This is a genomic window from Actinomadura graeca (assembly GCF_019175365.1).
GTDB lineage: Bacteria > Actinomycetota > Actinomycetes > Streptosporangiales > Streptosporangiaceae > Spirillospora > Spirillospora graeca.
The window spans coordinates 8,348,180-8,369,384 of sequence record NZ_CP059572.1; the positions used below are offsets into that span (position 1 = coordinate 8,348,180).

Here is a 21,205-nt window from a genome sequence, read left to right on the forward strand (position 1 = left end):
CCCCCGCTGCGGGCGGCCTTACCAATCCAGGTCGACGGTGGCCCGCACGTGCGCGGCGAGAACATTTTCGTCGGCTGCGGCAAACGGGGTGACGCTAACGCCGGCGACCTGCCAGGGTCACGGGCATGCACCTTCGACTCCTCCCGGGAGCGACCCCGGACAGCATCTTCAAGCCGCTCGAACGGGTCCGCAACGCCCTGGAAAACCTCGGCAGCCAGCACTACTCAGCCGCCGTCGGGCGTCGAAACGACTACCTTCGCTGGGTCAACACCTCGGTCGCCGCCCTCCGGCACGTCCTGCCCCCCGGTGAGCTCGACCGTCTGCTCATGACGCCGGCGTACTGGCACATCCACGCCATCGACGCCGTGGACCTGGCGGTCAACACCGACACCATCAACAACGAGATCGACTTCCGCAAGACCGAGCTGAGGCAGATCGAGGAGACCTTGCAGGCGCAGCGGGACCGCTGGGCGGCCGCCAGGGTCGTGGTGCCCGACACCTCGATGTTCTGCAGGCACGCGGTCAAGCTCGCAGAATGGGACCTGGCCGAGCACCTGCGAATGGCCGAGGGCGAGCCTCTGCACATCGCCGTACCGCTCGTCGTCGTTGAGGAACTGGACCGTCTCAAGGAGAGCGGCCGCAAGCACACCCGGTGGCGCGCTGGCCACGCCACCGGAGTCCTCAACGGGAAGCTGCCCAGACCGCAGGAACCCGGCATCCTGCGCGAGGCGGGCTTCAAGCCGGGGCGCGGCGCCATCACCCTGGAGATCCTGATGGACCGGCCCGGCCATGTACGCCTGCCCATCGAGGACGCCGAGATCGTCGACCAGGCATTCGCCGTCCAAGGGCTCGCCGCCCACCCGGTCACCGTGGCCACCTATGACACCGGCCAGACCATGGAAGCCCGCTCTCGCGGCTTGCAGGTGCTGAACCTGCACCTGGCACCGACGGAGCCGGAGCCCCCTCAGGAGTAGGGGCTTGATGCTGGTGGGCTCGCGTATCGCCTCGCCGTGGGCACCTGAGCCGTCCCGGCAGACGATCTCGACCCCGGGGTGGGTACGCAGCCATGCTTGGAGGGCGTCGGCACCGCGGCCGGGGAGAACGTCGATGCGCTCGCCGGTCTGGGCGTCGGTGAGGATGGTGGCGTAGCGGTGGCGGCGTTTCAAGGCGAAGTCATCGACCCCGGGCACCCGCGGGATCCGCGGCGGCGGCAGTGGCAGCCGCATGAGCAGCCGCAGCGCCGTCGACTTCGACACCACGACCTGCAGCGCCTGTGACAGGCGAGCACCCGCCCGGCCCGCCAGCTCTGTGACCACCGCGCTCAACTGGCCGGTCAGCCGGCTGGTACGGCGCTGATAGCGCTCCAGCAGTCCGGGCACCTGTTCACCGAACGTCTGCCGTGAGCATCCCTGTGCGGGGCAGACCAGCCGCCGCACCCGCACCGGCACCACCACCGGCCGCCCGTCGACCGGGACGTCGGTGACGGTCCGGCCGCACAAGCCGTGGGACCTGCCCGGTGAGCACCCCGCACATCGGGCACGGCACCAGCCCCTCCCGAGTGCGGGCCATGACCCGAATGCGATCGTTGTCGTCCGCGACATCCTCGATGACCAGCGCAGACAGGCCCGAAAACACCACACTCATCAGATTGTTGATCTCCAGCACGCCCCAGGTTGGCAGGTGATCACTCACCGCCACCACCGATTACGGGACAGAGCCGAAAATGCGACAGAGCCGAAACCGTACAGTCCCATGCCGAGGGCGCGTGCCGCGAGCGCCTGTGTCATATGAGAGGGAACGACAGGTCGGGTGTCGTGGTGTGGGCGATGTTCTGCCGTCCGTGGGTGATGGTCAGGTGAAAGTGCTGCGGGCCTGGACGACCGGCTTGGTCCCAGGTGTCCCATGTCGTTTGGATGGCGTCCCATAGCCGAGTCGGTCCGGTTTGGTGGACGTGCCAGGTGTCGTGATGGCGGGTGAGGGTGGCGGCTGATCCGTCGGTCACGTCGATCAGGTGCAGGGTGTCTTCATCTGCGGTGAGGAGTTGGGCGTGCGGGGTCGTGAGCTGGGCCAGGAACCGGCCGAAGAACGCCTCGTCGGTGCCCTGTTCCAGCCGTGCCGGGTCGTGCCGCGTGGGTTCGGCCGGGAGGTTGCGGGTGAGGGCGTCCCAGTCGGCGGGGTTGCCGGGTGCGGGACGTTCCTGGAGGCGGGCGGCCATGAAGGAGATGGTGCCCGGCAGCAGCGGCCCATGCGCGGTACCCGGGTCGGTGACAGTGAGCAGGACCCGGGCGTAGCCGTACAACCAGCCTGACAGGGTGGTGAGGATCTTGCCGCCGGACCGGGTCTGGGCGAGCCACGCGGCCGGGACGATGCGGACGGAGCAGGCGGCGACGATGCGGTCGTAGGGGGCGTGCGGCCAGTACCCATGCAGCCCGTCGGCGACCGCCAGGCCCACTGCGTACCCGCAGGCGTTCAGCGCGTCGGCCGCCTGGGCCAGCCGGGCGGGGTCGACCTCCAGCGACATGACATCGCCGCGGTCCCCGAGGCGTTCGCAGACCAGGGCGGTGGAGTAGCCGGTGCCGGTCCCGATCTCCAGCACGTTGTGACCCTCGGCCACCTCGGCGTCCAGCCACATCCGCAGCACCAGTGACGGCAGCGTGGACGATGACGTCGGCGCGCCACCGGCGCGCGGGGCCGGCCGATTCCAGTCGGTTTCCGTGCCGTCGAACTGGGTGATGAGGGTGGTGTCGCTGTAGGCGCCCTCCAGCCACCGCCCGGGGTCGATGTTCTGGGTGACCGGCTCCCAGATCGGCAGACCCTCCTGGTCGTGTCGGCCGGTGTCGGTATAGAAGCCGGCCACGAACCGGTGCCGCGGTACCGTCTGCACCGCGCGCCGCCAGCCAGGATCCTCCAGCAGCCCCTGGGCATCGAGCGCGCGCGCCAGCTCGCCGCGCAGCGCGGCGGCCGAGACCTGAAGGTCGGCGGTCGTAGGCGGGTGGTCGGACACGGAGTTCATCCTGCCTGCAAGAGGGTGGCGAACGCATCGGCGATGGCATCGGCGTCGGGAAGGAACGCCCACTGCCCGTTGGGGTTGCACTCGATAAAGATGAGATGCCCGGTGCGCCGGTCGACGGCGAAGTCGAAGCACCCGAACACCAAGCCGAACCGGTCCAAATAGGTGCACAGCATGTCGGCGAGGCCGTCGGGCAGTTCCAGCGAGGTGCACGTCAGCTCGTCCCAGTCCCCTGACCTCCAGTCCAGGAGTCCGTCGGGCGTCTCGATCAGCGAGGCGAAGACCCGGCGGCCAACGACGGTGATCCGGGCGTCGCCGGACTTGTCGAGTTCCTGCTGGTAGAGGTGTGCGGTGACCGCGACGGACTCATCGAGGTCGGCAGGGTCGACGCGCTGAGTCCAGATTGCGCCGGTGCGGCCGTCACTAGGCGGTGCCCCACGGAAGCTCTTGTAGACGACCGGGTGGTGTTCGCGGATGAACGTGCGGGCGGCGCGCAGGTCGTTGGTGATCAGGGTTGCCGGGACCGTGAACCCGGTCTGGGCGGCGGTCTGCAACTGGGCTGGTTTGTACTCGGCCCACGCGGTCGCCTTCGGCGGGTTGACGTGCAGGACCGGGAGGTGGTTGAGCAGACCGGCCAGGCCGTGCCGGGCCTCCCGGGCCGCGAACTCCCGGACTCGCCGGTCGGGATGGGCGAACCTCCAGGGACCGGGCCGCCGGTGGTACACCGAGCGGATCTGCTCCACCTCCAGGACGCGGCTGGCGGTGCGCAGCACACCGGCCCACCGGTCCCCGGCGCCGCCGATCTGTGCAGCAAAGGACAGCGCATCGCTGCCTGCGTCGGTCGGAACGATGTCGGCGGGGTCGACGCGGACGACCGGCACTCCCCGCTCGTTGAGCGCGGTGATCACCAGATCGGCGGTCACGTCGTGCAGGCTGGTGACAACCAACACCGCCAGGTCGGACACCCGGGCTAGTCCGTTTCGTAGTCGGTGGTGTTGTCGTCTTGGACCTGTTCTTGAGGCCCCTTGCCGTCCCCGCCGCCCGACTTGGTCGCGGTGCCCCTGGTTTTGTTGGTCCCGTGTCTGCCCGCCTCGATCACCTGATCGTCGGCATCGATGTACCGGGCGGTCTGCGTGAGCGGATCCAGCACCACACCAACGTAGTCCGAAGGTGACTCTGGTAACCGGTCGACCGCCCTGGACCATCCCCACGGGGCTGCCCCTGCGCCGTCTTTTCGCCCGAAGGGGGTTGTCTGCGCGTCCAACGGCGAGGCTCCTTCCACAGGAGGGTGTTCGTTGACGCCTATCGGACGCCATCTAGCGCACATTGTCCACACGAACGCCGGAGCCGGAAAAAGTGTTGCCTACTGGATCTACCGATCTGTGTCCAAGCCGAGACGATCTGCCTGCGTGAACGGCGGGATGTTGCGCCGCACCCGGGTCAAACCGCTGAATCTTGGTCGAGGAGCCGCTGCCGATGGCGCACTCGGTGCCCGGGACGCGCTCGCCTGCCCCCGCCAAGCTAGCCGCACGTCGTTGTATACAGAGCTGAAAACGCCAGGTAGGCCATGGCGGCATTCAACAGCTGAGCTGGCGCCGCTTCATGACCGCGCTGCACCGCAACGGCTGGCTCACCGAGCGGGACCGCCAGGCGCACGAGCGGATCATCGTGCTGAACCTGCGGCACGGCCTGTCGGCCGCCCGCGCCACCGTCCGCGTCGCCGGGCACCCTGCAACGGCACGCCGCCGCTGACACTCGGCAGCGGTCTCCACGCCGACTTCCACCACCAGCACACCGGGCGCAGGGGATCGGTTGCGTGCTGCCGGACATCCGTTCCGGCGCAGCGGTGGCTCGCACCATCCCGGCGCTTCATGCCACCGGCTACCCCGTCGATATGGAACTCTGGTCCACCGGTGAGACCTGCTGCCCCGAAAACCCGTGCGTGTGAGCTGACCGAGAGGGCTTCGATGTCGCGCAGTGCATGGAACGAACTGCCCCTGCAAGCCAGGGACGCAGTCCAGGCACATACCGGTGAGGTGACCGGTCTTGACCCGGCTCCTTCGGGTAACCACGCTCACATCGCCGGGACGTTGCGCGCACCTTCGGGGCCAGTGTTCGTCAAGGGCGCTCGCAAGGAACCCGGCCGGGACGGCCCCGAGGTCGCGACCCTGCGCAACGAGGCCCGGATCAACCCGCACGTGCAGCCGTATGCGCCCCGCCTCCTCTGGAGTGTCGAGGAGGCGGGATGGCTGCTGCTGGGCTTTGAGCACGTCCAGGCCCGCCACGCCGACTACACACCCGGTTCCCCCGATCTTGCCCTGCTGGCCAAGACCGTAGAGGCGCTCCAGGCGACGCCCGCACCCGACGCGGTGACACTCCGGGTCGAGCGGCGCTGGCAACCGGTCCTAGACGACGTGTCCGCCATGGCGGGCCACACGCTGATCCACGCCGACCTGAACCCGGACAACCTGCTGATCACCGATGAGAGCCGCGCCTACGTGGTGGACTGGACCTTCACCTCGCGTGGAGCCGCCTGGGTGGAGCTGGCCCTGCTCATCCCCTGGCTGCTCAAAGCCGGCCACCACCCCGGCCAGGTGGCGCACTGGCTGTCCCGGTTCCCCTCCTGGACCCGCACCGCTCCTGCCGACATCGACCGCCTCGCCTGGGCATTCGCCGAAACCTGGCGGCGCCGCAGCACCGCAGACCCCGGCATCGCCTGGAAAGCCGAACTGGCCGCCCTAGGGCAGCAGTGGGCCGATCACCGTCAGCTCGGACCCGCCGTGTAGGGATCTAGCAGCCCCCTGCCCCCACCCGCCCTGGTCGAGCCGATCTGGACCGCTGTTGCTGCGCCTTGGTGGCGCCTTCGTAGCTGCCGGTGCTCGGCGGCGAGGTGGGCGTGTCCACGGTTCGGGCATCCTCAAGGAGCCGGTTCGCATGACAGGAGGTGAGGATCGCCAGAACTGGACCGACTGACCGAGTCTGCAGTAGCGCAGCCGAACACGGCCGGAGATCGAAGACGGGTGTGGGTCCTGCGAGCCGGGGCGGGGCCGCTTGAGGCGTGTCTCAAGGTGGATGAGCGGCGTGTGCAGCGCTGAAAGCAGTGCGGCCTCCGGTACAGGAATCATCGACCAAGGCGGTGGCGTGGTCCAGGTCGCGGCGGCGGAGGCTGGTGAGCGCGGCGTAGACGGCGTGGTGGGCCCGCCGTACCGGCTCCCCCTCCAGGACCGGCTCGAACAGCACCCACGTGGGCGGATGATGTTCGCCGGCGCGGGCCAGCACCGCCCGGGCGAGCTCACGGCCGTCATCGGTGCCGGTGAGGTGGCTGGTGACGAACCAGTCAGTGAGCACGTCCGGGCCGATCCTCATCTGCGCGGCGACGCCGGGCGGGTACAGCGCATGAGTGTCTGGCTTTCGCGGTTACCAGTTGATATCGAAGGCCGTCTTTGTTGGCTACGGTTCAGTGACGGCGCGGTCGCGGTGAGCGTTCGGTTCCTAGTCTGAGCCTATGTCGACTGGATTCTCCCGTTCCGGACTGAGGCGCACTTATGTCGTTATCTTGGTCGCGGCTGCGGTGTTGGCGTTGGTGGCGGTCGTTGTCGCGAATTCCGTGGCGGTGGCTGCGGTGGTGGCGACCTTCGGGTTGCTCGCGGATCTGGCGTTGGCGCTGGTGGCCTTTGTCTCCGAGCGCGGTGAGCCGGAACGTGATCCGGAGGCACTGGCCGACAGCCTGGCAGGGGAGTTGCAGGGGCAGTTGCGGGAGGAGGCACAGAACCGGGGGCTGCTGGATCAGCGGGTGCTGCCGTTGACGTGGTCGCCGGATGATCCGGAGGCCGCGGAGGCGGATGGGTGGTCCGGGAGCACACGTCTGGGGGAACGCTTCGGGGAGGCGTGCCGCGATCTGGCCGAGGTGTATGGCCCTGTGACCGGCGGGCAGCGGTTGGTGGTGCTCGGTTCTCCCGGGTCGGGAAAGTCAGTGGTTGCCCTGCTGCTGGCGCTGGGGTTGCTGGAGGACCGGCCGCCGGGCGGGAGGGTACCGGTCAGGCTGCCGGCGGCGTTATGGGAGCCGGCGAGGGAGCCGGTCAAGCCGCTGGACACATGGATCATCAAGTACATGGCGGCCACGTTCTTCTTCGGTAACGAGCACACCCCCCGGCAGCTGATGAACCATGGCCTGATCTTGCCGATCCTGGACGGCCTGGACGAGATCCCCGAGACCTCCCGCCGCCACGCGGTCGACTGCATCAACGATGCGATCGGTACCGACCGGCCCGTCGCGGTCACCTGCCGGGCGGTCGAATACGCCGAGGTGATCAGAAACGGTGCCGACCATCTGCAGGAGGCGCGCAGGGTGAAGATAGACCCGCTCGCGGCCGAAGAGACGATCGCCTTCCTGGCGCAGGCCGCGTGGCCGGACCAGATGGACTGGGAACGGTCTACAAGCATCTGCGCGCCGAGCGGGACGGGAGTCTTGCGACCTGTCAACGGCCACTTGTTTGGGTTCTGATCCACTTGGTGTGAACCGGTCACGTAGCGTCGGTTGAGCCGGAAGGATCTTGGCGCGTGTGACTATGCGGCGCTATCTCCCTTGTCCGGTCACCGTGGATCTGTGGCCGTCGAGCAGGTCACGGCGGACGAGTCGGCCGTGACGATCTCCGCCCAGACGACGACGTCGGAGGCCAGGTGCCCGACCTGCGGGTCGGTGTCGCGGTACCGGCATGGCCGGTATCGCCGCAGGCTCGACGACGTGACGGTGGGTGGTCGGCGGACGGTGATCGACCTGGCGGTGCAGCGCTTCCGCTGCGCGGCGGACGGGTGCCCGCGGCGCACGTTCACCGAGCAGATCGAGGGGCTGACCGAGCGGTTCGCCCGCCGGACCCCGCGGCTGCGGCGCGTCTTCGAACGATTCATGCAAGTGCTGGCCGGGCGCCCGGCCGCTCGACTCACCCAGTATCTGGCGATCCCGGTCAGCCAGAACACGCTGCTGCGGCTGCTGCGCCGCCGGCCCGAGCGACCACGGGCGGCCGCGCCGCGCGTGCTGGGCGTGGACGACTTCGCCACCCGCAAAGGCCACGTCTACGCCACGATCCTGCTGGACATGCAGACCGGCGAACGGGTGGAGGTGCTGCCCGATCGGACCGCCGCCACGTTGGCCGGCTGGCTGCGTGAGCATCCCGGGGCGGAGATCGTGTGCCGCGATCGGGGCGGGGCCTATGCCGAGGCCGTGCGGGCCGCCGCCCCGGACGCGGTGCAGGTGGCGGACCGTTTCCATGTCTGGAGGAACCTGTGCGAGGCGGTGCACAAGTGCGTGGCGCACCACCGCGCCTGTCTCGCCGAGCCGACCGGCGACAAGTCGTCGGAGCAGGTGGCGCCAGCCTCACCGCACACCGGCTCCCCGGCCGTTCCGGCCGAGTGGGAAGGCGTGCGGGTGTCTCAGCGGCGCGAGCGGCACGCGGCGGTGCACGAACTGCGGGCCAAGGGCATCGGGATCTCTGCGATCGCCGACGCGCTCGGCCTGGACCGCAAGACCGTGCGCCGCTACGCGCACGCCGCCACTCCCGAGGACGTGACGCCCGCCCCGGCTGGCCGGCGCGGAACGCGCGTCGCCCCGTTCCTGCCCTACCTGCATGAACGCTGGAACCAGGGATGCACCGACGCCGCCCGGTTGTGCGCCGAGATCGCTGAACGCGGCTACACCGGCAGCCAGCGCACCGTCCGCCGGCATCTCCAGGCCGTGCGCGCCAGCGGAAAGCCCGCTCCGGAAGTCGCGAAGCAGCTCAGCGTCCGCCGCGCCACCCACCTGATCACCAGCCACCCCGACCACCTGGACGACAACGCCACACTCCGGCTCAAGCAGCTGCTGGCCCGCTGCCCCGAACTCGACGCCGTCGCCGCCTGCGTGGAGTCTTTCGCCACGATGATGGCCGACCTGGACGGACGCCGCTTACCCCACTGGCTCCAACAGGCCGAAGCCACCGGCTTCCCGCCCCTGAAAAGCCTAGTCAACGGAATCCGCCAGGACCTCGACGCAGTGACCGCAGGCCTGAGCACCCACTGGAACTCCGGCCGCGTCGAAGGCAACGTCAACCGGATCAAACGAATCAAACGAGACGGCTACGGCCGCGCGCTCTTCGACCTTCTCCGCCTCCAAATCCTCCACGCCGACTGAACACTCAACGTGCACCCCACCACACCAAGTGGATCAGAACCGCTTCTCATGGCCGCCGTCAGGCGATGAAGGTGTCCGCCTCAACACCCTGCGGAACGGATCAACCGGCGTTCGCAGGAGGGGCGATCTGCGGTTGTCCCCTGCCTTCTGGTGCTCAGGTGGCGCGGTGCCGCAGGTTTGCCCGGGACGTCCTCGAACGCAACTTCCGACCGATATGGCGCGAGCCGCGTCGACCGCCACAGCATCCGGCGTCTCCACCTTCCCGGCCATACCGTCGGCGCTGGGCTGTCCTCCTCCGATCAGGTCGGCTGCCTCGGCTCCCGGCCAGCGCACCTGTAAGAGGTCGGCGCCGTCCAGGCGCACTCTGGGCAGGGTCGCGCCGGTCAGGTCCGCGCGGTTCAAGCCGGTATCGCTCAGATCGTGCCGTTCAGGTCGGCCTCCAGCAGATCCGCGCCCGGCAGGCTCGCACCGGCCAGCCTGTGCCGGTCAGCGCCGCCGCGGATCAAACTCGCGCGCCGTCCAGCCGCGTCCTGTTGAGGAGCGCGTTGCTCAGGTCGGCGCCGTTAGGGGGCACGCCGGTCAGGGCCGCCTCGGCCGGGTCCGCGCCAGTCACGCCCGCGCCGAGCAGTTTGGCGCAGGGGGCGATGCCGCCCCGGCGGATGCCGGGGGCGATTCTCTCCCACCGCCCGCCCCCCGCCGTTCCGCCAACGCCTGCTGCTGGTTTCGGCCGTAGAGCCGCGCCCTGCCCGTGCACACGGTGCGAAGAATGCAGAGAAGAGGGCCCTCATCACTGCGGTGATGATTCCGATGCTGCTGCCGAGGCCTTCTATGCCGCCGGCCGAGGTCGCTGGGAACGCCGCCGTGGCCAGCAGAACCCCCAGGTGGGTAACCGCGGCGGCAACGTGGGTGTCTTTATGGGTATCGAACCCGAGCACAATCTCTGGACCGATGGTAGGCGTCTCGGTCTGCGCGGTCGCAGTCGGCTGCTGGATGCTGGGCACGGAGATGTGAGTTCCTCGACGACGTCGAGGGGGCAGTTGGCAGTCGCCGGGCCAGCGAGGAGGTCAGGACTGTGACGACGTCCCAAACGGGCAAGCCCCTATCGGGACACCCCTCACCCAGCCCAGCGCCAGCAAGGGCCGTCCCGACCGAGGCCGACAGATCTGCACACAGGCATCGAAAGCCGATCGTTGTGCGGGTCAGACCATCGGGCGGGACAGCACTAGATCATCCTCACGGTCGTTGTGGTTGCCCGGCACCGGACGCCCCACCGCGACCACCAAGCGGGTGTCGGCATCGATGACGACCTGCATGTTCACCGAGTACTGGTGGTTCTTGGACCGTGAGGTGATCGTCCGGTCATGGACGGGCACCATTGTGCCGTCCGCGATCGGCACCGTGCCGGGGCCGTGCCGGCGGGCGGCGGGGGCCGGCGCGAGCAGCGGCGCCAGGTGGTCGACGACCCGGTGCGCGGCCGACTTCGACGGACTGCAATGCGACCAGCCGCAGTGTCAGGCTGGTGCGGTAGTACACCGCGATCAGCAGCACCCGGTCGGCCAGCGGCAGGCTCCACCGTCGGCCGGTGCCGGTCTGCTCACCGCCGCGACCTGCAACGATCCGCACGAGCCTGCGGAACTGCCGCACCGGCAGGCCGGTGAACACCGGCACCCGCTCGTCCCGATCCGCACTGATCACCCGCTCCATGGCAAGATCAACGACCAAGATCGTCCACCGTTACGGGACAGCCTTCAGGTTGAGTCTCCGGTATTGCTGTCCTCTATTCCCTTGACATGCCCTTTGCCGAGAAATGTTAGGGCCGCGGGTCGGAGCCCCAGGAAGAGCGCCACCGTTGTTCCTCCGCCGATCGCATAGACCATCACCCCTTGGGATGCGTCCGCCCTGATAAATTTCTGCGCGGCGTAAGCTGTAATGATTAACGAGCAAAAGGCAAAGATGATGCGGACCGTTTGTGCCCCGTGGGCGAACCAAGACACTCGGCGCATATGCTGAGACGCTGCGCGCTCTTGGGTCATACGATGCCTCTCAGCCTGAACCTCAATGTAACGCCGATGTTTGCCCTCTTTCAGAGCTTCTGCCCAGATCTCTTCAAAGGTGCCGGGGCGAATCTTCTCCCACGCTTGGGCTTGCTTGGCGGGGGGCAACTTTCGCCACTCCGCATAGCGGGGGTCGGGGGACAGCCCATCAGTCATCCGGACTCCAGCCCGGTGGTGGGCCCAACCTGTTGTAGATTTCGTGAAGTCGATCATTAACAGCTTTGAGGGAATCTATATGCCGAAAGTCATCCTCAGGCGGTCCCCAAGTAAATAGCTCTTCGTATCCTGCATCTAAATCTCGTAAACCAAATATACCCACGGCTCGAAGCTCATCAGTGGGTGGCAGTAAAGATCTGTCCAGTTCTTCGAGTCTAAGCTCATACTGGTTAATCAAACCGAGGATTCTCTGAAAATAGAAATCAGATTCTTCGCGGGATGTCGCATCCTCGTCGGGTTCGTCATCGTCTGGAGGGCTGGTCATGCATCCGAAGGTAGGGCATGCGGCCCAGGCACGGAATATCTTGGCATCATCGGGCCAAACGATCAAATGATGATCAAAACCTCGTCTCGCTTCCCAGGCCTGTGGCTGCCGAAGGGGGTGTGGGCCACTCAAAGAGCCGATCAGGCGCCCCCATCCATGTGGAGGCGGCGCCTGTTCGACGGTTTGCCCGGTTTCAGGACACTGCTGCATTTACCGTGACCCGGGATATGAGCAGTGCACCGCCCTAGATCGTTGATGGGGGTTTTCTGGGGCGGGTGCGGACGTGGTGAAGGGCGCCCATGATCAGTGTGTGAAGACAAACCTGGACGCCCTTCTGATCGCACTCTATGTCCACCTGGACGACCATGTCCTGCCGTCGGTGGTCCGGCCTGGCAGGCGCGGCCCTTCGCGGGTCCTCAACGATGCCGAGCTGACCTGTGTGGCCGTCGCGCAAGTCCTGCTCGGCTGCGATTCCGAGCGGCGGTGGCTGCGAGGCGCCCCGGCCAGGATCGGGCACCTGTTCCCGCGGCTGCCCGGCCAGTCTCAGTACAACCGGCATCTGCGCGATGCCGCCCCCGCCCTGTTCGCCGCCGCGATGTGGCTGGTGCGGCAGATTCCGTCCTGGCACGACCGGCTGCGGCTGATGGACGGCACCCCGGTGCGCTGCGGTGCCTCACGCACCACCGTGGACCGCTCGGCCCTGGGCGAGATCGCCGGGTACGGGATGGACAGATCGCACCACGCCTTCTACTGGGGCGCCAAGCTGATGCTGATCACCACCGCCGAGGGCGCGGTCTGCGCCTTCAGCCTGGCCCACCCCAAAGAGCTGGACGAGCGCAAGCAGGCGGTGCACCTGCTGCACGTCCGGCAGGCCGCGCCGGGACCGTGCCCGATCGTGTGCGACAAGGGATTCGCCGGCGCCGGGGTGGAAAAGGCCGCCGCCGATCTGGGCCACATCCTGATCCGCCCGGTCCGCGACGACGAGCCCGAGCCCGCCGTGACGGTGTTCCCGGGCTGGCTGCGCCAGCGCATCGAGGCAGTGATCTGGACGCTGAAGAACCAGCTCGGGCTGGAACGCCACGCCGCACGCACCACCAAAGGGCTGTGGACACGCCTGTGCCAGCGCATCTGCGCACTCAACGCCGCAATCTGGCACAACTGGCTGATCAACGCAAAGGTCATACGGTCACTGACCGCCTACGACCACTAACCAGACCACTCACAACAACCCCCATCAACGATCTAGGGCCTGTTTTGCGGATCTGGATCTTTGGGTTGTGGCTTGATGGTGGCCATGGTGCGGCGACATGAGCTGACCGATGCGGCCTGGGCGCGGATCGAGCCGTTGCTGCCGGTCGCTTCGGGGCCTGGTGGGCGGTGGCGTGACCACCGGCAGGTGATCAACGGGATCTTGTGGAAGGTCCGGACCGGTGCGGACTGGCGGGACGTGCCCGAGCGCTATGGGCCGTGGCAGACGCTCTACCAGCGGTTCCGCCGCTGGAGCGCGGGCGGGACCTGGGAGCGGCTGCTGGCGCACGTCCAGGTCCACGACGATGCGATCGGAACCGTGGACTGGTCGGCGGTGTGCGTGGACTCCACCATCGTGCGCGCCCGCCAGCACGCCGCCGGCGCCCGCAAAAAGGGGAACGGCCGGGGACGAACCCGGCATCACCGGCAGGCGGGCAGGCACAGGCCGCTACAGCGGCGTCACCTCACCTGAAGCAAGATCGCTGACTGACCCGCATCGACAGACGTAAAGGAGTTGTCGTGTGAGCGAGGCGGCTTGCAGGATGGGGTGTGCAGATCAGACGGGCCGGGCCGGACGATGTTGTGGTGACCGGCGAGATCTATGTTCGGGCCTGGCAAAGAGCTTTCGTGGACATCCTCCCTCAGAGCCACCTCGACTCCATGGACGTCGGCGCGGAGGCCTCGGCTTGGGAGCCGCTGCTTCGGCCCTCGCGATGGCCCGCGGCCGGGGCGCTGCTGGCCGAGGACGATCATGCCGCGGTGGCCTTCGCGGTGTTCAGCGCCGCCGACATCCCGGGTAGCGCGGAGCTGGCGACTCTCTATGCACTGCCCGAGGTGTGGGGGGCAGGGGTCGGACGGCGGCTCCTGGCTGCCACGACCCAAGCCATGCGGCGGGCCGACTACCGGAACGCGAGCTTGTGGGTGTTGGCGGCCAACAGGCGGGCCAGGCGCTTCTATGAGGCTGCAGGCTGGCACTGGGACGGCACCGTCGTTGATGATCCGTCCGCCGGGCTCGCCCTGCCCAAGCTCCGCTACCGCTGTTCACTGTCCTGAGCACGCGCGGGGACCGGTGCCCTGCCGTATCGACTGTGTCGTATTCGGGCAGTGTCAGCAGCCCTGGAGCTCAACTCGGACGACGGCTTGAAGCTGAATAGTGATCTCCGCAACCTCGCCGTCGTTCTGACCGCGGTGAGCGCCAAGCCAGGCGTCTGCACCAGCGAGCACGCGTTCGCTTCCGAACGCCCGGACAGCGATAAGTTCGTCCAACTCCATCTCGATGCGCTTGGTTCGGGGCCTCTGCTGATCGAACTGCTGGAGCTTGTCGTGTGCTCCCTTCGCCTCGTAGTCGGCCCGGCGCCCCAGCAGGTCAATGCAGCGGAGAGCGGCCAGGTAGGCATCCCGCCACTCCCGAAACAGGCGTGCTTGCTGCTCGGCTGCACGGTTCTGCTCAACCATGTGCTCGGCATGGCGGCGGCTCTGGGCACCAGCCAGCCAGGTGAAAACGACACCGAGACCACCTGAAGCCGAAGTGGCGACAGGCGCGACCCATTCCCAAGCCATGTATCGATGTTCACCCACCTCGGTGCTCCAAAGCATCGTGCCGACCACGACCGCAACTGGCCCGACGGCTACACAGACCGGTGCCCTGTCGTATTCGGGTGAGCTCTGGGGGGTTTCATGGCTTGGGGCAGTTGCAAGAGAGCGAGCTTTCGACGACCAGCGATCCGTAGGCGACCCATCCAGGCAGGCTGTTGGCCAGGGGACCTGCGGCTAACCGGACCGTGCTGAGCCTGAATGAACAGTACAGATGCGGGCGATCATGTGATGCATGGCTGGACATGTAGTCAGACTTGGATTGTTCGTCGGCGTACTTAGCTGCGGATTGCTCTGCTTTGGCATTCAGGTCGTTAAGGGCTGCTTCCGCGGTAATTCCTTCGCCGAGGAGTAGGTCGTAAGGCTGGGCTTGGGTGGAGTGGGACATCAGCTGTAGCAGCGGACTATCGAAGGTTGTGCTGGTCAGGTGCGGCCTCACGCGGTAGGGGATTCCGGAGGTTGTCATGGGTGCGCCTTCCTGATCGGGGGTAGCGGTTCCAGGTTCCGCCGGCGGCGGTGCGGTGCTTGGTGGCGGTGTTGTGGTGGTAGCCGAGTGCTTGGGCGACGACGGGCGCGGGAGCTTGGAGGACGAACTGGCGGAAGGCGGCGGTGCGGGTCTGGGCGACCGGTAGTCCGAGTGCGCGTAGCTGCTGCAGGAAGGCGCCCGCGGAGAGCGGTTGTCCGGCGCGGCCGCCGGGGAACAGCCAGTCGCTGTCGGGGTTGGTGGCGGTGTTCATGTTGGCGCGGTTGGCGGCGAGCGTGGTGAGCATCGTGGCGAATGGTTCGGGCACCGGGGTGGGCGGATCGCCCAGGCGAAGCGATACCCGTCCATGGTGTTCGGAGACGTCTGCGATGGTCAGCCGGGTGAGTCGGCTGACCGGTTGGGCGTAGGGCAGCACCAGGCGCGTACCGTTCAAGGTTCGCCGACCAGGTTTGCGCGTGTCAGGTGCGCGCCGTTCAAATCCGCGCCGGTTAGGTTCGCGCCCTTCAGGTTCGCGTCGGTCAGGTCCGCGTCGGTCAGGTCGGCGTAGGGGTGGATGCGGTCCCGAGTGATACTGGGCGCGATCTCCTCGTCGTCCTCATCCACCAGCCGCCGCCCGCCGAAGTCCGCACGCATCCGACCTTAGGGCCGCGCCGTCCCCGTGCGCACGGCAACCGCCAGCTCCAGGGGCCGGTCCCGGCCGCCCGGGGCGGCTTAACTGGACAGGCCGGCCGCGCGACGCCTGCTGGACGGCCTGCGGTGCGGTGACCCGAACCGGCCGGAAATGTTCTGGTCTCGGTAGACCGGAGGTTTCGTGCCCGATCGCATCCCAGCCGTGGACGCCACCGGGGCGGCCAAGCCCCAACGATGTTGATTCCTGGAGTCACGTCGGACCGGCTGGGACACACGTCTTCATGGTCACTGAGTATCCGGACTCGGGTCTGCTGCAGGGGCTGAGGAGTATCTGCGCTGCACGGCACAGCGTTCGGGGGTCGACCATACTGTGCACGGCGGATCCGGGCCGCGCTCGACGAAGGGGACGCGCGAATCCGGTAGGGCCACCTCCCCCAGGGTTCACTGGCCGCTAGCAACCCCACGGGTCTCGCATAAATGAAATGCTTCTGAGAACAGGGCGGCCGGTCGCGGACGGTAGCCGGTTGAGGTCACCTGGGTGGGTTTACCGGGGTGTGGGCTGGTTGGGGCGGGATGCTGGGGTGATGGTGCGGTGGGCGAAGAATCCGTGGGTGCTGGGGGTAGCGGCCAGTGTCGGCGCGGGGGTGCCGCCGCTGGTGGTCCCGGCGGGGTGGCCGCTGGTATGGCGGGCTTTGATCGCTGCGGTGGTGGCGGGGCTGGCCGGAGCGAGCGGTTCGTACTTCGGGGTGGTGCTGACACGGACCGAGGACGCCGCCGGTGCCCGGGAGGCGCTGGAGGCGGCCCTGGAACCGCTGGATGCGCCGCGCCCCGGATGGGCCGCAGCGGAAGGCGAGGAGGCCGGGGGCGACGCGCGCAGGGTGCTGGAGGTGCTGGTGCCGCAGTGGTGCCCGACCGCGTTCTGGGGGCGGCGCGCCGAGCTGGATCGATGGTGGCAGTGGTGCCAGGACCAGGCCGCCTCGGCGCTGCTGATGCTGGAGGGACCGGGCGGGTGCGGCAAGACCCGCCTGGCGTTACGCGCCGCCGGGCAGGTCGCCGGGGACGGATGGGTGACCGGGTGGCTGGGCCAGGGCAAGGCCGCACAGGTGCTGGATGCCGCCGCATCGGTGGACGAGGGCAGGGTGCTGGTCCTGGTCGATGACGCCGACACCCGGTCGGACCTTGGGGCGCTGTTGGAGGCGGTGGCAGGGTACCGGGGGCGGGCGCGGCTGCGTGTGATGTTGATCACCCGCAATGGCGCCGGGCTGGTTCAGGCGCTGGCCGGGCAGCTCCCCGAACGGCACAGCGCGCTGCTGACGCGCGCCGGTGTGATGTCGCTGGGGCCGCTGGGCGGGACCGGTGACCTGGTCCGCTGGTATGGGGAGGCGGTGCGCGCGTTCGCCGCCGACCGCGACGCGCCGGCACCGCCGGTGTCGGCGACGGTGGCGCCGGTGCGCGCCGGGCAGACGCTGATGCAGATGCTGGCCGAGGCACTGACCGCGGTACTGCGCGCAGCGCCCGCCGCGGCACCGTCCCCTGTCCCTTCTGCGGAGCCGACACCGGCCGATGAGGTCGCACGGGTGCTGTTCGAGCATGAGGCGCGCTGGTGGCGCGCGACGGCGGAGCTGCGGCGATGGGGGCTCACAGACGTCACCGATGTGCTGCTGGCGCGGTTGATGGTCGCGTTGGTGCTGTTCGCGCCCGAGGGTGAGCAGGCGGCGGTGGAAGTAGTGCGGCGGATCCCCGACCTGGCCGACGCACCTGGCGAACGAGTGGCCAACCTGGTCCGCTGGGCCCGCACCCTGTACCCGCCCGGTGCCGCCGCAGAGGTACGGATCGGCCCGGACGTGCTGACCGACTGGTTCGTCACCACCCACCTCACCGGCACTGACGACGGCCGTGATCTTGCCCGGGCGCTGCTGGCCGGGTTGAGCCAGGAACAGGCCGGGCGGGTATTGACCGTGCTGGCCCGCGCCGGCGAAGACCACCCGCCCGCGCGGACCCTGTTCGAGCAGGTCCTGGATCGGGACCCGGTAAGGCTGGCCCACCACGCCGTCCACGCCGCGCTCACCAGCCTGCGCCGCCGCGACCTGGACCACGCCACCGCCACCGCCCTAGCCCGCGCCGACCTCGACCCCGACACCACCGCCCGCCTCACCGCCCTGATCCCCGCCTACGTCTTACCCCGCTGCGCCGTGGCATTGGCCCGCCGCCACCTGCACCACACCCGCACCACCGCGAACCCACCCGCCCTCGCCCGCGCCCTGACCGGCCTCACGTCTGCCCTGTTCGGTGTAGGTGAGCATGACGAGCAACTGCGGGTGGCGGAGGAGGCGGTCGGGTTGTGCCGGGAGCTGGCCGCCGACGACTCCGCCCACCGACCCGCCCTCGCCCGCGCCCTGACCGGCCTCACGTCTGCCCTGTTCGGTGTAGGTGAGCATGACGAGCAACTGCGGGTGGCGGAGGAGGCGGTCGGGTTGTGCCGGGAGCTGGCCGCCGACGACTCCGCCCACCGACCCGCCCTCGCCCGCGCCCTGACCGGCCTCACGTCTGCCCTGGGCTATGTGGGTGAGCATGACGAGCAACTGCGGGTGGCGCGGGAGGCGGTCGGGTTGTTTCGGGAGCTGGCCGCCGACAACCCCGCCCACCGACCCGACCTCGCTCATACCCTGACCGGCCTCGCGGCCGCCCTGGACAGGCTGGGTGAGCTTGACGAGCAACTGCGGGTGGCGGAGGAGGCGGTCGGGTTGTGCCGGGAGCTGGCCGCCGACGACTCCGCCCACCGTCCCGCCCTCGCCCGCGCCCTGACCGGCCTCGCGGCCGCCCTGGATCAGCTGGGTGAGCATGACGAGGCACGGCGGGTGGCCCGGGAGGCGGTCGGTTTGTGCCGGGAGCTGGCCGCCGACAACCCCGCCCACCGACCCGCCCTCGCCCACGCCCTGACCGGCCTCGCGGCCGCCCTGGACTATGTAGGTGAGCGCGAGGAACTACTGCGGGTGGTGCGGGAGGCGGTCGGTTTGTGCCGGGAGCTGGCCGCCGACAACCGCGCCCACCGTCCCCGGCTCGCCCACGCCTTGACCAATCTCGCGGTCATCCCGGACCAGGCGGGTGAGCATGACGAGCAACTGCGGGTGGCGGAGGAGGCGGTCGGGTTGTTCCGGGAGCTGGCCGCCGACAACTCCACCTACCAACCCGTCCTCGCTCATGCCCTGACCAATCTCGCGGCCGTCCTGGACCAGGCGGGTGAGCATGACGAGTTTCTGCGGGTGGCGCGGGAGGCGGTCGGGTTGTTCCGGGAGCTGGCCGCCGACAACCCCGCCCACCGTCCCCGGCTCGCCCACGCCCTGATCGGCCTCACGTCCGCTCTAGACCGGGTGGGTGGGTATGACGAGGCACTGCGGGTAGACCGGGAGGCGGTCGAGCTGTATCGAGACCTGGCCGCCCGCTATCCGAAACGGTTCCACCAGCTCTATATCGAGACCCGAGGCGACCTGCAGCGACGGTTGGTCCGACGCGGCGACGACGACGCCATCGCCCTCGACATGTAACAACCCGGGTCCTGTGCACACGACTTCGGGCATCTGTGCAGTCGGCTTCGGAAATCGACACGGAAGTCGTCGGCACTCACCCCTCCCGAGGGTTTCATGAGTCCGTTTCAACTGCCATCCGTTCGCAACAGGGACCGTACGGTTTTCGGTGTAACTCCTGATCAAGGAGTTGCTCCTGATGACGACAACTGAAGCGAAGGCGGACGCCGCGGTGGCCATGTCCGATCAGCCGGCCGAGGGCCAGGCGGACCAGGATCTGATCGGCCAGCTGGTGGCCCAGGCCCGCGAGCAGGGCTTGGAACTGGCCGGTGAGGGCGGGCTGCTGGCCCAGTTGACCAAGCGGGTGCTGGAGTCGGCACTGGACGGTGAGATCACCGACCATCTCGGCTATGACAAGCACCAGCGGGCGGCCAAGACCGGCACCAACGCCCGTAACGGGCACCGGGCCAAGACGGTGACCACCCAGGCCGGCCCGGTCGAGATCGAGGTTCCCCGCGACCGGGAGGGCAGCTCCGAACCAAAGGACGTGGCCAAGCGGCAGCGGCGGCTGACCGGGGTGGATGAGATGGTGCTGTCGCTGAGCGCCAAGGGCCTCACCCACGGCGAGATCTCCGCGCACCTGGCCGAGGTCTATGGAGCGTCGGTGTTCAAGCAGACCATCTCCACCAGCACCGACAAGGTGCTGGAGGGGATGGCCGAGTGGCAGAACCGGCCGCTGGACCCGGGGCGGTTTCCAACGATGGTTGCGAACGCCCCGGAGAGAGAGCGTTCGGATGCCGAGGTACGTCCCGAACAAGATGCCGCTGTCGGTGAAGAAGAGGTACTTCGAACTGCTGAGGGAGGGATGCAAAGGTGCGGCGGCCGCGCGAGTGGTCGGCGTGTCGGCCAGTTGTGGCTCCAACTGGTTCCTCGACGCTGGCGGAATGATCGTTGCTGACCGGCCGGTCTCGTCGCGGTTTCTCTGCCAGGACGACCGGATCGCCATCGCCGACGGGCTTCACGCCGGCCGCAATGCCAAGGAGATTGCCGCCTCCATCGGCAAGAGCTTCCAGACCGTCTACCGCGAGATCAAGCGAGGCGGCAAGCCCGACGGCCGGTACGAGCCGTTCTGGGCGCACAACCAGGCCCTGCTGCGTCGCAGACGTCCCAAGGACACCAAGATCGCCGCCAGCGCATCGTTGCGTGTGCTGGTGCGAAACAAGCTCACCGACCGGTGGTCGCCCCAGCAGGTCTCCCGGTTCTTGGCCCGCGCCTACACCGAGAACCCGGCGATGCGAGCGTGCCCGGAGACCATCTACCGAGCCCTGTTCGCCGGGCTGCTCGGCCGTCCGGCCAGCATGCTGCGCACTCGCCGGACCCGCCGCCGACGGCAACGCCGCGGCGTCCCCAACCCTAGCAAGATCAAGAATATGAAGCTGATCCACCAGCGTCCGCTGGAGGTCAACGAGCGATGCACCATCGGTCACTGGGAAGGCGACCTCGAGCGCCACGAGGCGCCATGCAACCGAGCGGAGGTGAAAGGACTCCGCCGCTGCGCTGTCGCAGCAGCGTAACGAAGCTGGGGGCAGGCCGATCCGGGAAACGCCGGTTCCGTGGAACGGGGGGAACCTCAGCTGGGGATTAAGGCTGGCGGTGTGACCCGCACGGAGACGACAGAACGAACAAGAGCCCGGCCGGCCGTAAGTCGGACCAGGCCCCTGTTCGCCTGTGGGTGGTCGGTGGCTAGACCGGTGCACCCGTGCGCCTCTTCCTGCTGTCGGGTCTGACACCGAGCGAGAGCGGGCGCAGGTTCCTTCCTGTCCGAGTTGGGCAAGAAGTGTTGGCCTAAGGATGCTGAGGTATCCAGATGAATACAAATCCCTCTGTCGATCGCTGACAGACTTTTACACTCTTGTACGGCGTGTGACGTGGGCATACATAGTCCTTCGAAAATGAAACAAATTGGCGATGAGTACCCCTGGCACCCTCTCCTGGATCAGGATTTCACTCCATTC

General features: G+C 68.2%; 19 protein-coding genes and 4 pseudogenes. 12 read left to right on the forward strand and 11 right to left on the reverse strand.

Annotation, left to right across the window (positions count from 1 at the left end; translation table 11 throughout):
• The first annotated feature begins 125 nt into the window (after nt 1-125).
• Complete coding sequence (locus AGRA3207_RS37015) at nt 126-974, forward strand: PIN domain-containing protein (protein WP_231332011.1); 849 nt, start codon at nt 126-128, stop codon at nt 972-974.
• Nucleotides 975-995: 21 nt separating this feature from the next.
• On the opposite strand, the pseudogene AGRA3207_RS37020 reads toward AGRA3207_RS37015, so the two are convergent.
• The 4 genes and pseudogenes from AGRA3207_RS37020 to AGRA3207_RS37035 form a co-directional block, all read right to left on the reverse strand.
• Nucleotides 996-1,644 (reverse strand): annotated as a pseudogene (locus tag AGRA3207_RS37020) (transposase family protein); the annotation flags it as partial.
• A gap of 139 nt (nt 1,645-1,783) precedes the next feature.
• On the reverse strand, nt 1,784-3,004 hold the full coding sequence (gene tgmC / locus AGRA3207_RS37025) for an ATP-grasp peptide maturase system methyltransferase (RefSeq protein WP_231332012.1): 1,221 nt from the start codon (nt 3,002-3,004) through the stop codon (nt 1,784-1,786).
• A gap of 5 nt (nt 3,005-3,009) precedes the next feature.
• A complete protein-coding gene (locus tag AGRA3207_RS37030) occupies nt 3,010-3,933 on the reverse strand; it encodes an MvdC/MvdD family ATP grasp protein (protein ID WP_231332013.1) in 924 nt (307 codons plus the stop codon).
• A 47-nt stretch (nt 3,934-3,980) separates the two neighbouring features.
• Nucleotides 3,981-4,337, reverse strand: a complete 357-nt coding sequence (locus AGRA3207_RS37035) for a putative ATP-grasp-modified RiPP (RefSeq protein WP_231332014.1) — start codon at nt 4,335-4,337, stop codon at nt 3,981-3,983.
• A gap of 275 nt (nt 4,338-4,612) precedes the next feature.
• On the opposite strand from AGRA3207_RS37035, the gene AGRA3207_RS37040 reads away from it, so the two are divergent.
• Nucleotides 4,613-4,762: a hypothetical protein gene (locus AGRA3207_RS37040; protein ID WP_231332015.1), complete on the forward strand. Its 150-nt coding sequence runs from the start codon at nt 4,613-4,615 to the stop codon at nt 4,760-4,762.
• A gap of 359 nt (nt 4,763-5,121) precedes the next feature.
• Nucleotides 5,122-5,796: a phosphotransferase family protein gene (locus AGRA3207_RS37045; RefSeq protein WP_231332016.1), complete on the forward strand. Its 675-nt coding sequence runs from the start codon at nt 5,122-5,124 to the stop codon at nt 5,794-5,796.
• 277 nt (nt 5,797-6,073) lie between these two features.
• Here AGRA3207_RS37045 and AGRA3207_RS37050 read toward each other — a convergent pair whose 3' ends face one another.
• A complete protein-coding gene (locus AGRA3207_RS37050; RefSeq protein ID WP_231332018.1) occupies nt 6,074-6,358 on the reverse strand; it encodes a hypothetical protein in 285 nt (94 codons plus the stop codon).
• Between the two features lie 157 nt (nt 6,359-6,515).
• Here AGRA3207_RS37050 and AGRA3207_RS37055 point away from each other — a divergent pair, with 157 nt between their 5' ends.
• Both AGRA3207_RS37055 and AGRA3207_RS37060 read left to right on the forward strand, forming a co-directional pair.
• Nucleotides 6,516-7,514 (forward strand): NACHT domain-containing protein, encoded by a 999-nt coding sequence (locus tag AGRA3207_RS37055; RefSeq protein WP_231332020.1) that lies wholly within the window; start codon nt 6,516-6,518, stop codon nt 7,512-7,514.
• Nucleotides 7,515-7,652: 138 nt separating this feature from the next.
• Nucleotides 7,653-9,176 carry an ISL3 family transposase gene (locus AGRA3207_RS37060; RefSeq protein ID WP_273700067.1) on the forward strand — a complete coding sequence of 508 codons (1,524 nt, stop codon included), beginning with the start codon at nt 7,653-7,655 and terminating at the stop codon, nt 9,174-9,176.
• A gap of 1,199 nt (nt 9,177-10,375) precedes the next feature.
• Here AGRA3207_RS37060 and AGRA3207_RS37065 read toward each other — a convergent pair.
• The 4 genes from AGRA3207_RS37065 to AGRA3207_RS37080 are packed head-to-tail and all read right to left on the reverse strand — an operon-like array spanning nt 10,376 to nt 11,711.
• On the reverse strand, nt 10,376-10,552 hold the full coding sequence (locus AGRA3207_RS37065; RefSeq protein ID WP_231332024.1) for a hypothetical protein: 177 nt from the start codon (nt 10,550-10,552) through the stop codon (nt 10,376-10,378).
• Nucleotides 10,536-10,880: a hypothetical protein gene (locus AGRA3207_RS37070; protein ID WP_231332025.1), complete on the reverse strand. Its 345-nt coding sequence runs from the start codon at nt 10,878-10,880 to the stop codon at nt 10,536-10,538. Before AGRA3207_RS37070 ends, AGRA3207_RS37065 begins: the two co-directional genes overlap by 17 nt.
• A gap of 44 nt (nt 10,881-10,924) precedes the next feature.
• Complete coding sequence (locus tag AGRA3207_RS37075; protein WP_231332026.1) at nt 10,925-11,386, reverse strand: hypothetical protein; 462 nt, start codon at nt 11,384-11,386, stop codon at nt 10,925-10,927.
• Nucleotides 11,379-11,711, reverse strand: a complete 333-nt coding sequence (locus AGRA3207_RS37080; protein WP_231332027.1) for a hypothetical protein — start codon at nt 11,709-11,711, stop codon at nt 11,379-11,381. The genes AGRA3207_RS37075 and AGRA3207_RS37080 overlap by 8 nt, the downstream gene beginning before the upstream one ends.
• A gap of 310 nt (nt 11,712-12,021) precedes the next feature.
• Here AGRA3207_RS37080 and AGRA3207_RS37085 point away from each other — a divergent pair, with 310 nt between their 5' ends.
• The 4 genes and pseudogenes from AGRA3207_RS37085 to AGRA3207_RS37100 all read left to right on the forward strand — a co-directional run bounded on the left by AGRA3207_RS37085 (nt 12,022) and on the right by AGRA3207_RS37100 (nt 14,480).
• Nucleotides 12,022-12,921, forward strand: coding sequence for an IS982 family transposase (locus tag AGRA3207_RS37085; protein ID WP_420830929.1), 900 nt, complete (start codon nt 12,022-12,024; stop codon nt 12,919-12,921).
• Between the two features lie 75 nt (nt 12,922-12,996).
• Nucleotides 12,997-13,356: pseudogene (locus AGRA3207_RS37090) on the forward strand (IS5 family transposase); the annotation flags it as partial.
• Nucleotides 13,357-13,544: 188 nt separating this feature from the next.
• Nucleotides 13,545-14,012: a GNAT family N-acetyltransferase gene (locus tag AGRA3207_RS37095; protein ID WP_231332029.1), complete on the forward strand. Its 468-nt coding sequence runs from the start codon at nt 13,545-13,547 to the stop codon at nt 14,010-14,012.
• 51 nt (nt 14,013-14,063) lie between these two features.
• Nucleotides 14,064-14,480 (forward strand): hypothetical protein, encoded by a 417-nt coding sequence (locus AGRA3207_RS37100; protein WP_231332030.1) that lies wholly within the window; start codon nt 14,064-14,066, stop codon nt 14,478-14,480.
• Nucleotides 14,481-14,956: 476 nt separating this feature from the next.
• Here AGRA3207_RS37100 and AGRA3207_RS37105 read toward each other — a convergent pair whose 3' ends face one another.
• Nucleotides 14,957-15,343, reverse strand: coding sequence for a hypothetical protein (locus tag AGRA3207_RS37105; RefSeq protein ID WP_231332032.1), 387 nt, complete (start codon nt 15,341-15,343; stop codon nt 14,957-14,959).
• Between the two features lie 122 nt (nt 15,344-15,465).
• Nucleotides 15,466-15,669 carry a pentapeptide repeat-containing protein gene (locus AGRA3207_RS37110; RefSeq protein ID WP_231332034.1) on the reverse strand — a complete coding sequence of 68 codons (204 nt, stop codon included), beginning with the start codon at nt 15,667-15,669 and terminating at the stop codon, nt 15,466-15,468.
• 608 nt (nt 15,670-16,277) lie between these two features.
• On the opposite strand from AGRA3207_RS37110, the gene AGRA3207_RS37115 reads away from it, so the two are divergent.
• The 3 genes and pseudogenes from AGRA3207_RS37115 to AGRA3207_RS37125 all read left to right on the forward strand — a co-directional run.
• Nucleotides 16,278-19,211: a tetratricopeptide repeat protein gene (locus AGRA3207_RS37115; protein ID WP_231332036.1), complete on the forward strand. Its 2,934-nt coding sequence runs from the start codon at nt 16,278-16,280 to the stop codon at nt 19,209-19,211.
• Nucleotides 19,212-19,428: 217 nt separating this feature from the next.
• Nucleotides 19,429-19,932 (forward strand): annotated as a pseudogene (locus AGRA3207_RS37120) (transposase); the annotation flags it as partial.
• Between the two features lie 52 nt (nt 19,933-19,984).
• Nucleotides 19,985-20,692, forward strand: a pseudogene (locus AGRA3207_RS37125) (IS30 family transposase); the annotation flags it as partial.
• Nucleotides 20,693-21,205: the final 513 nt, after the last annotated feature.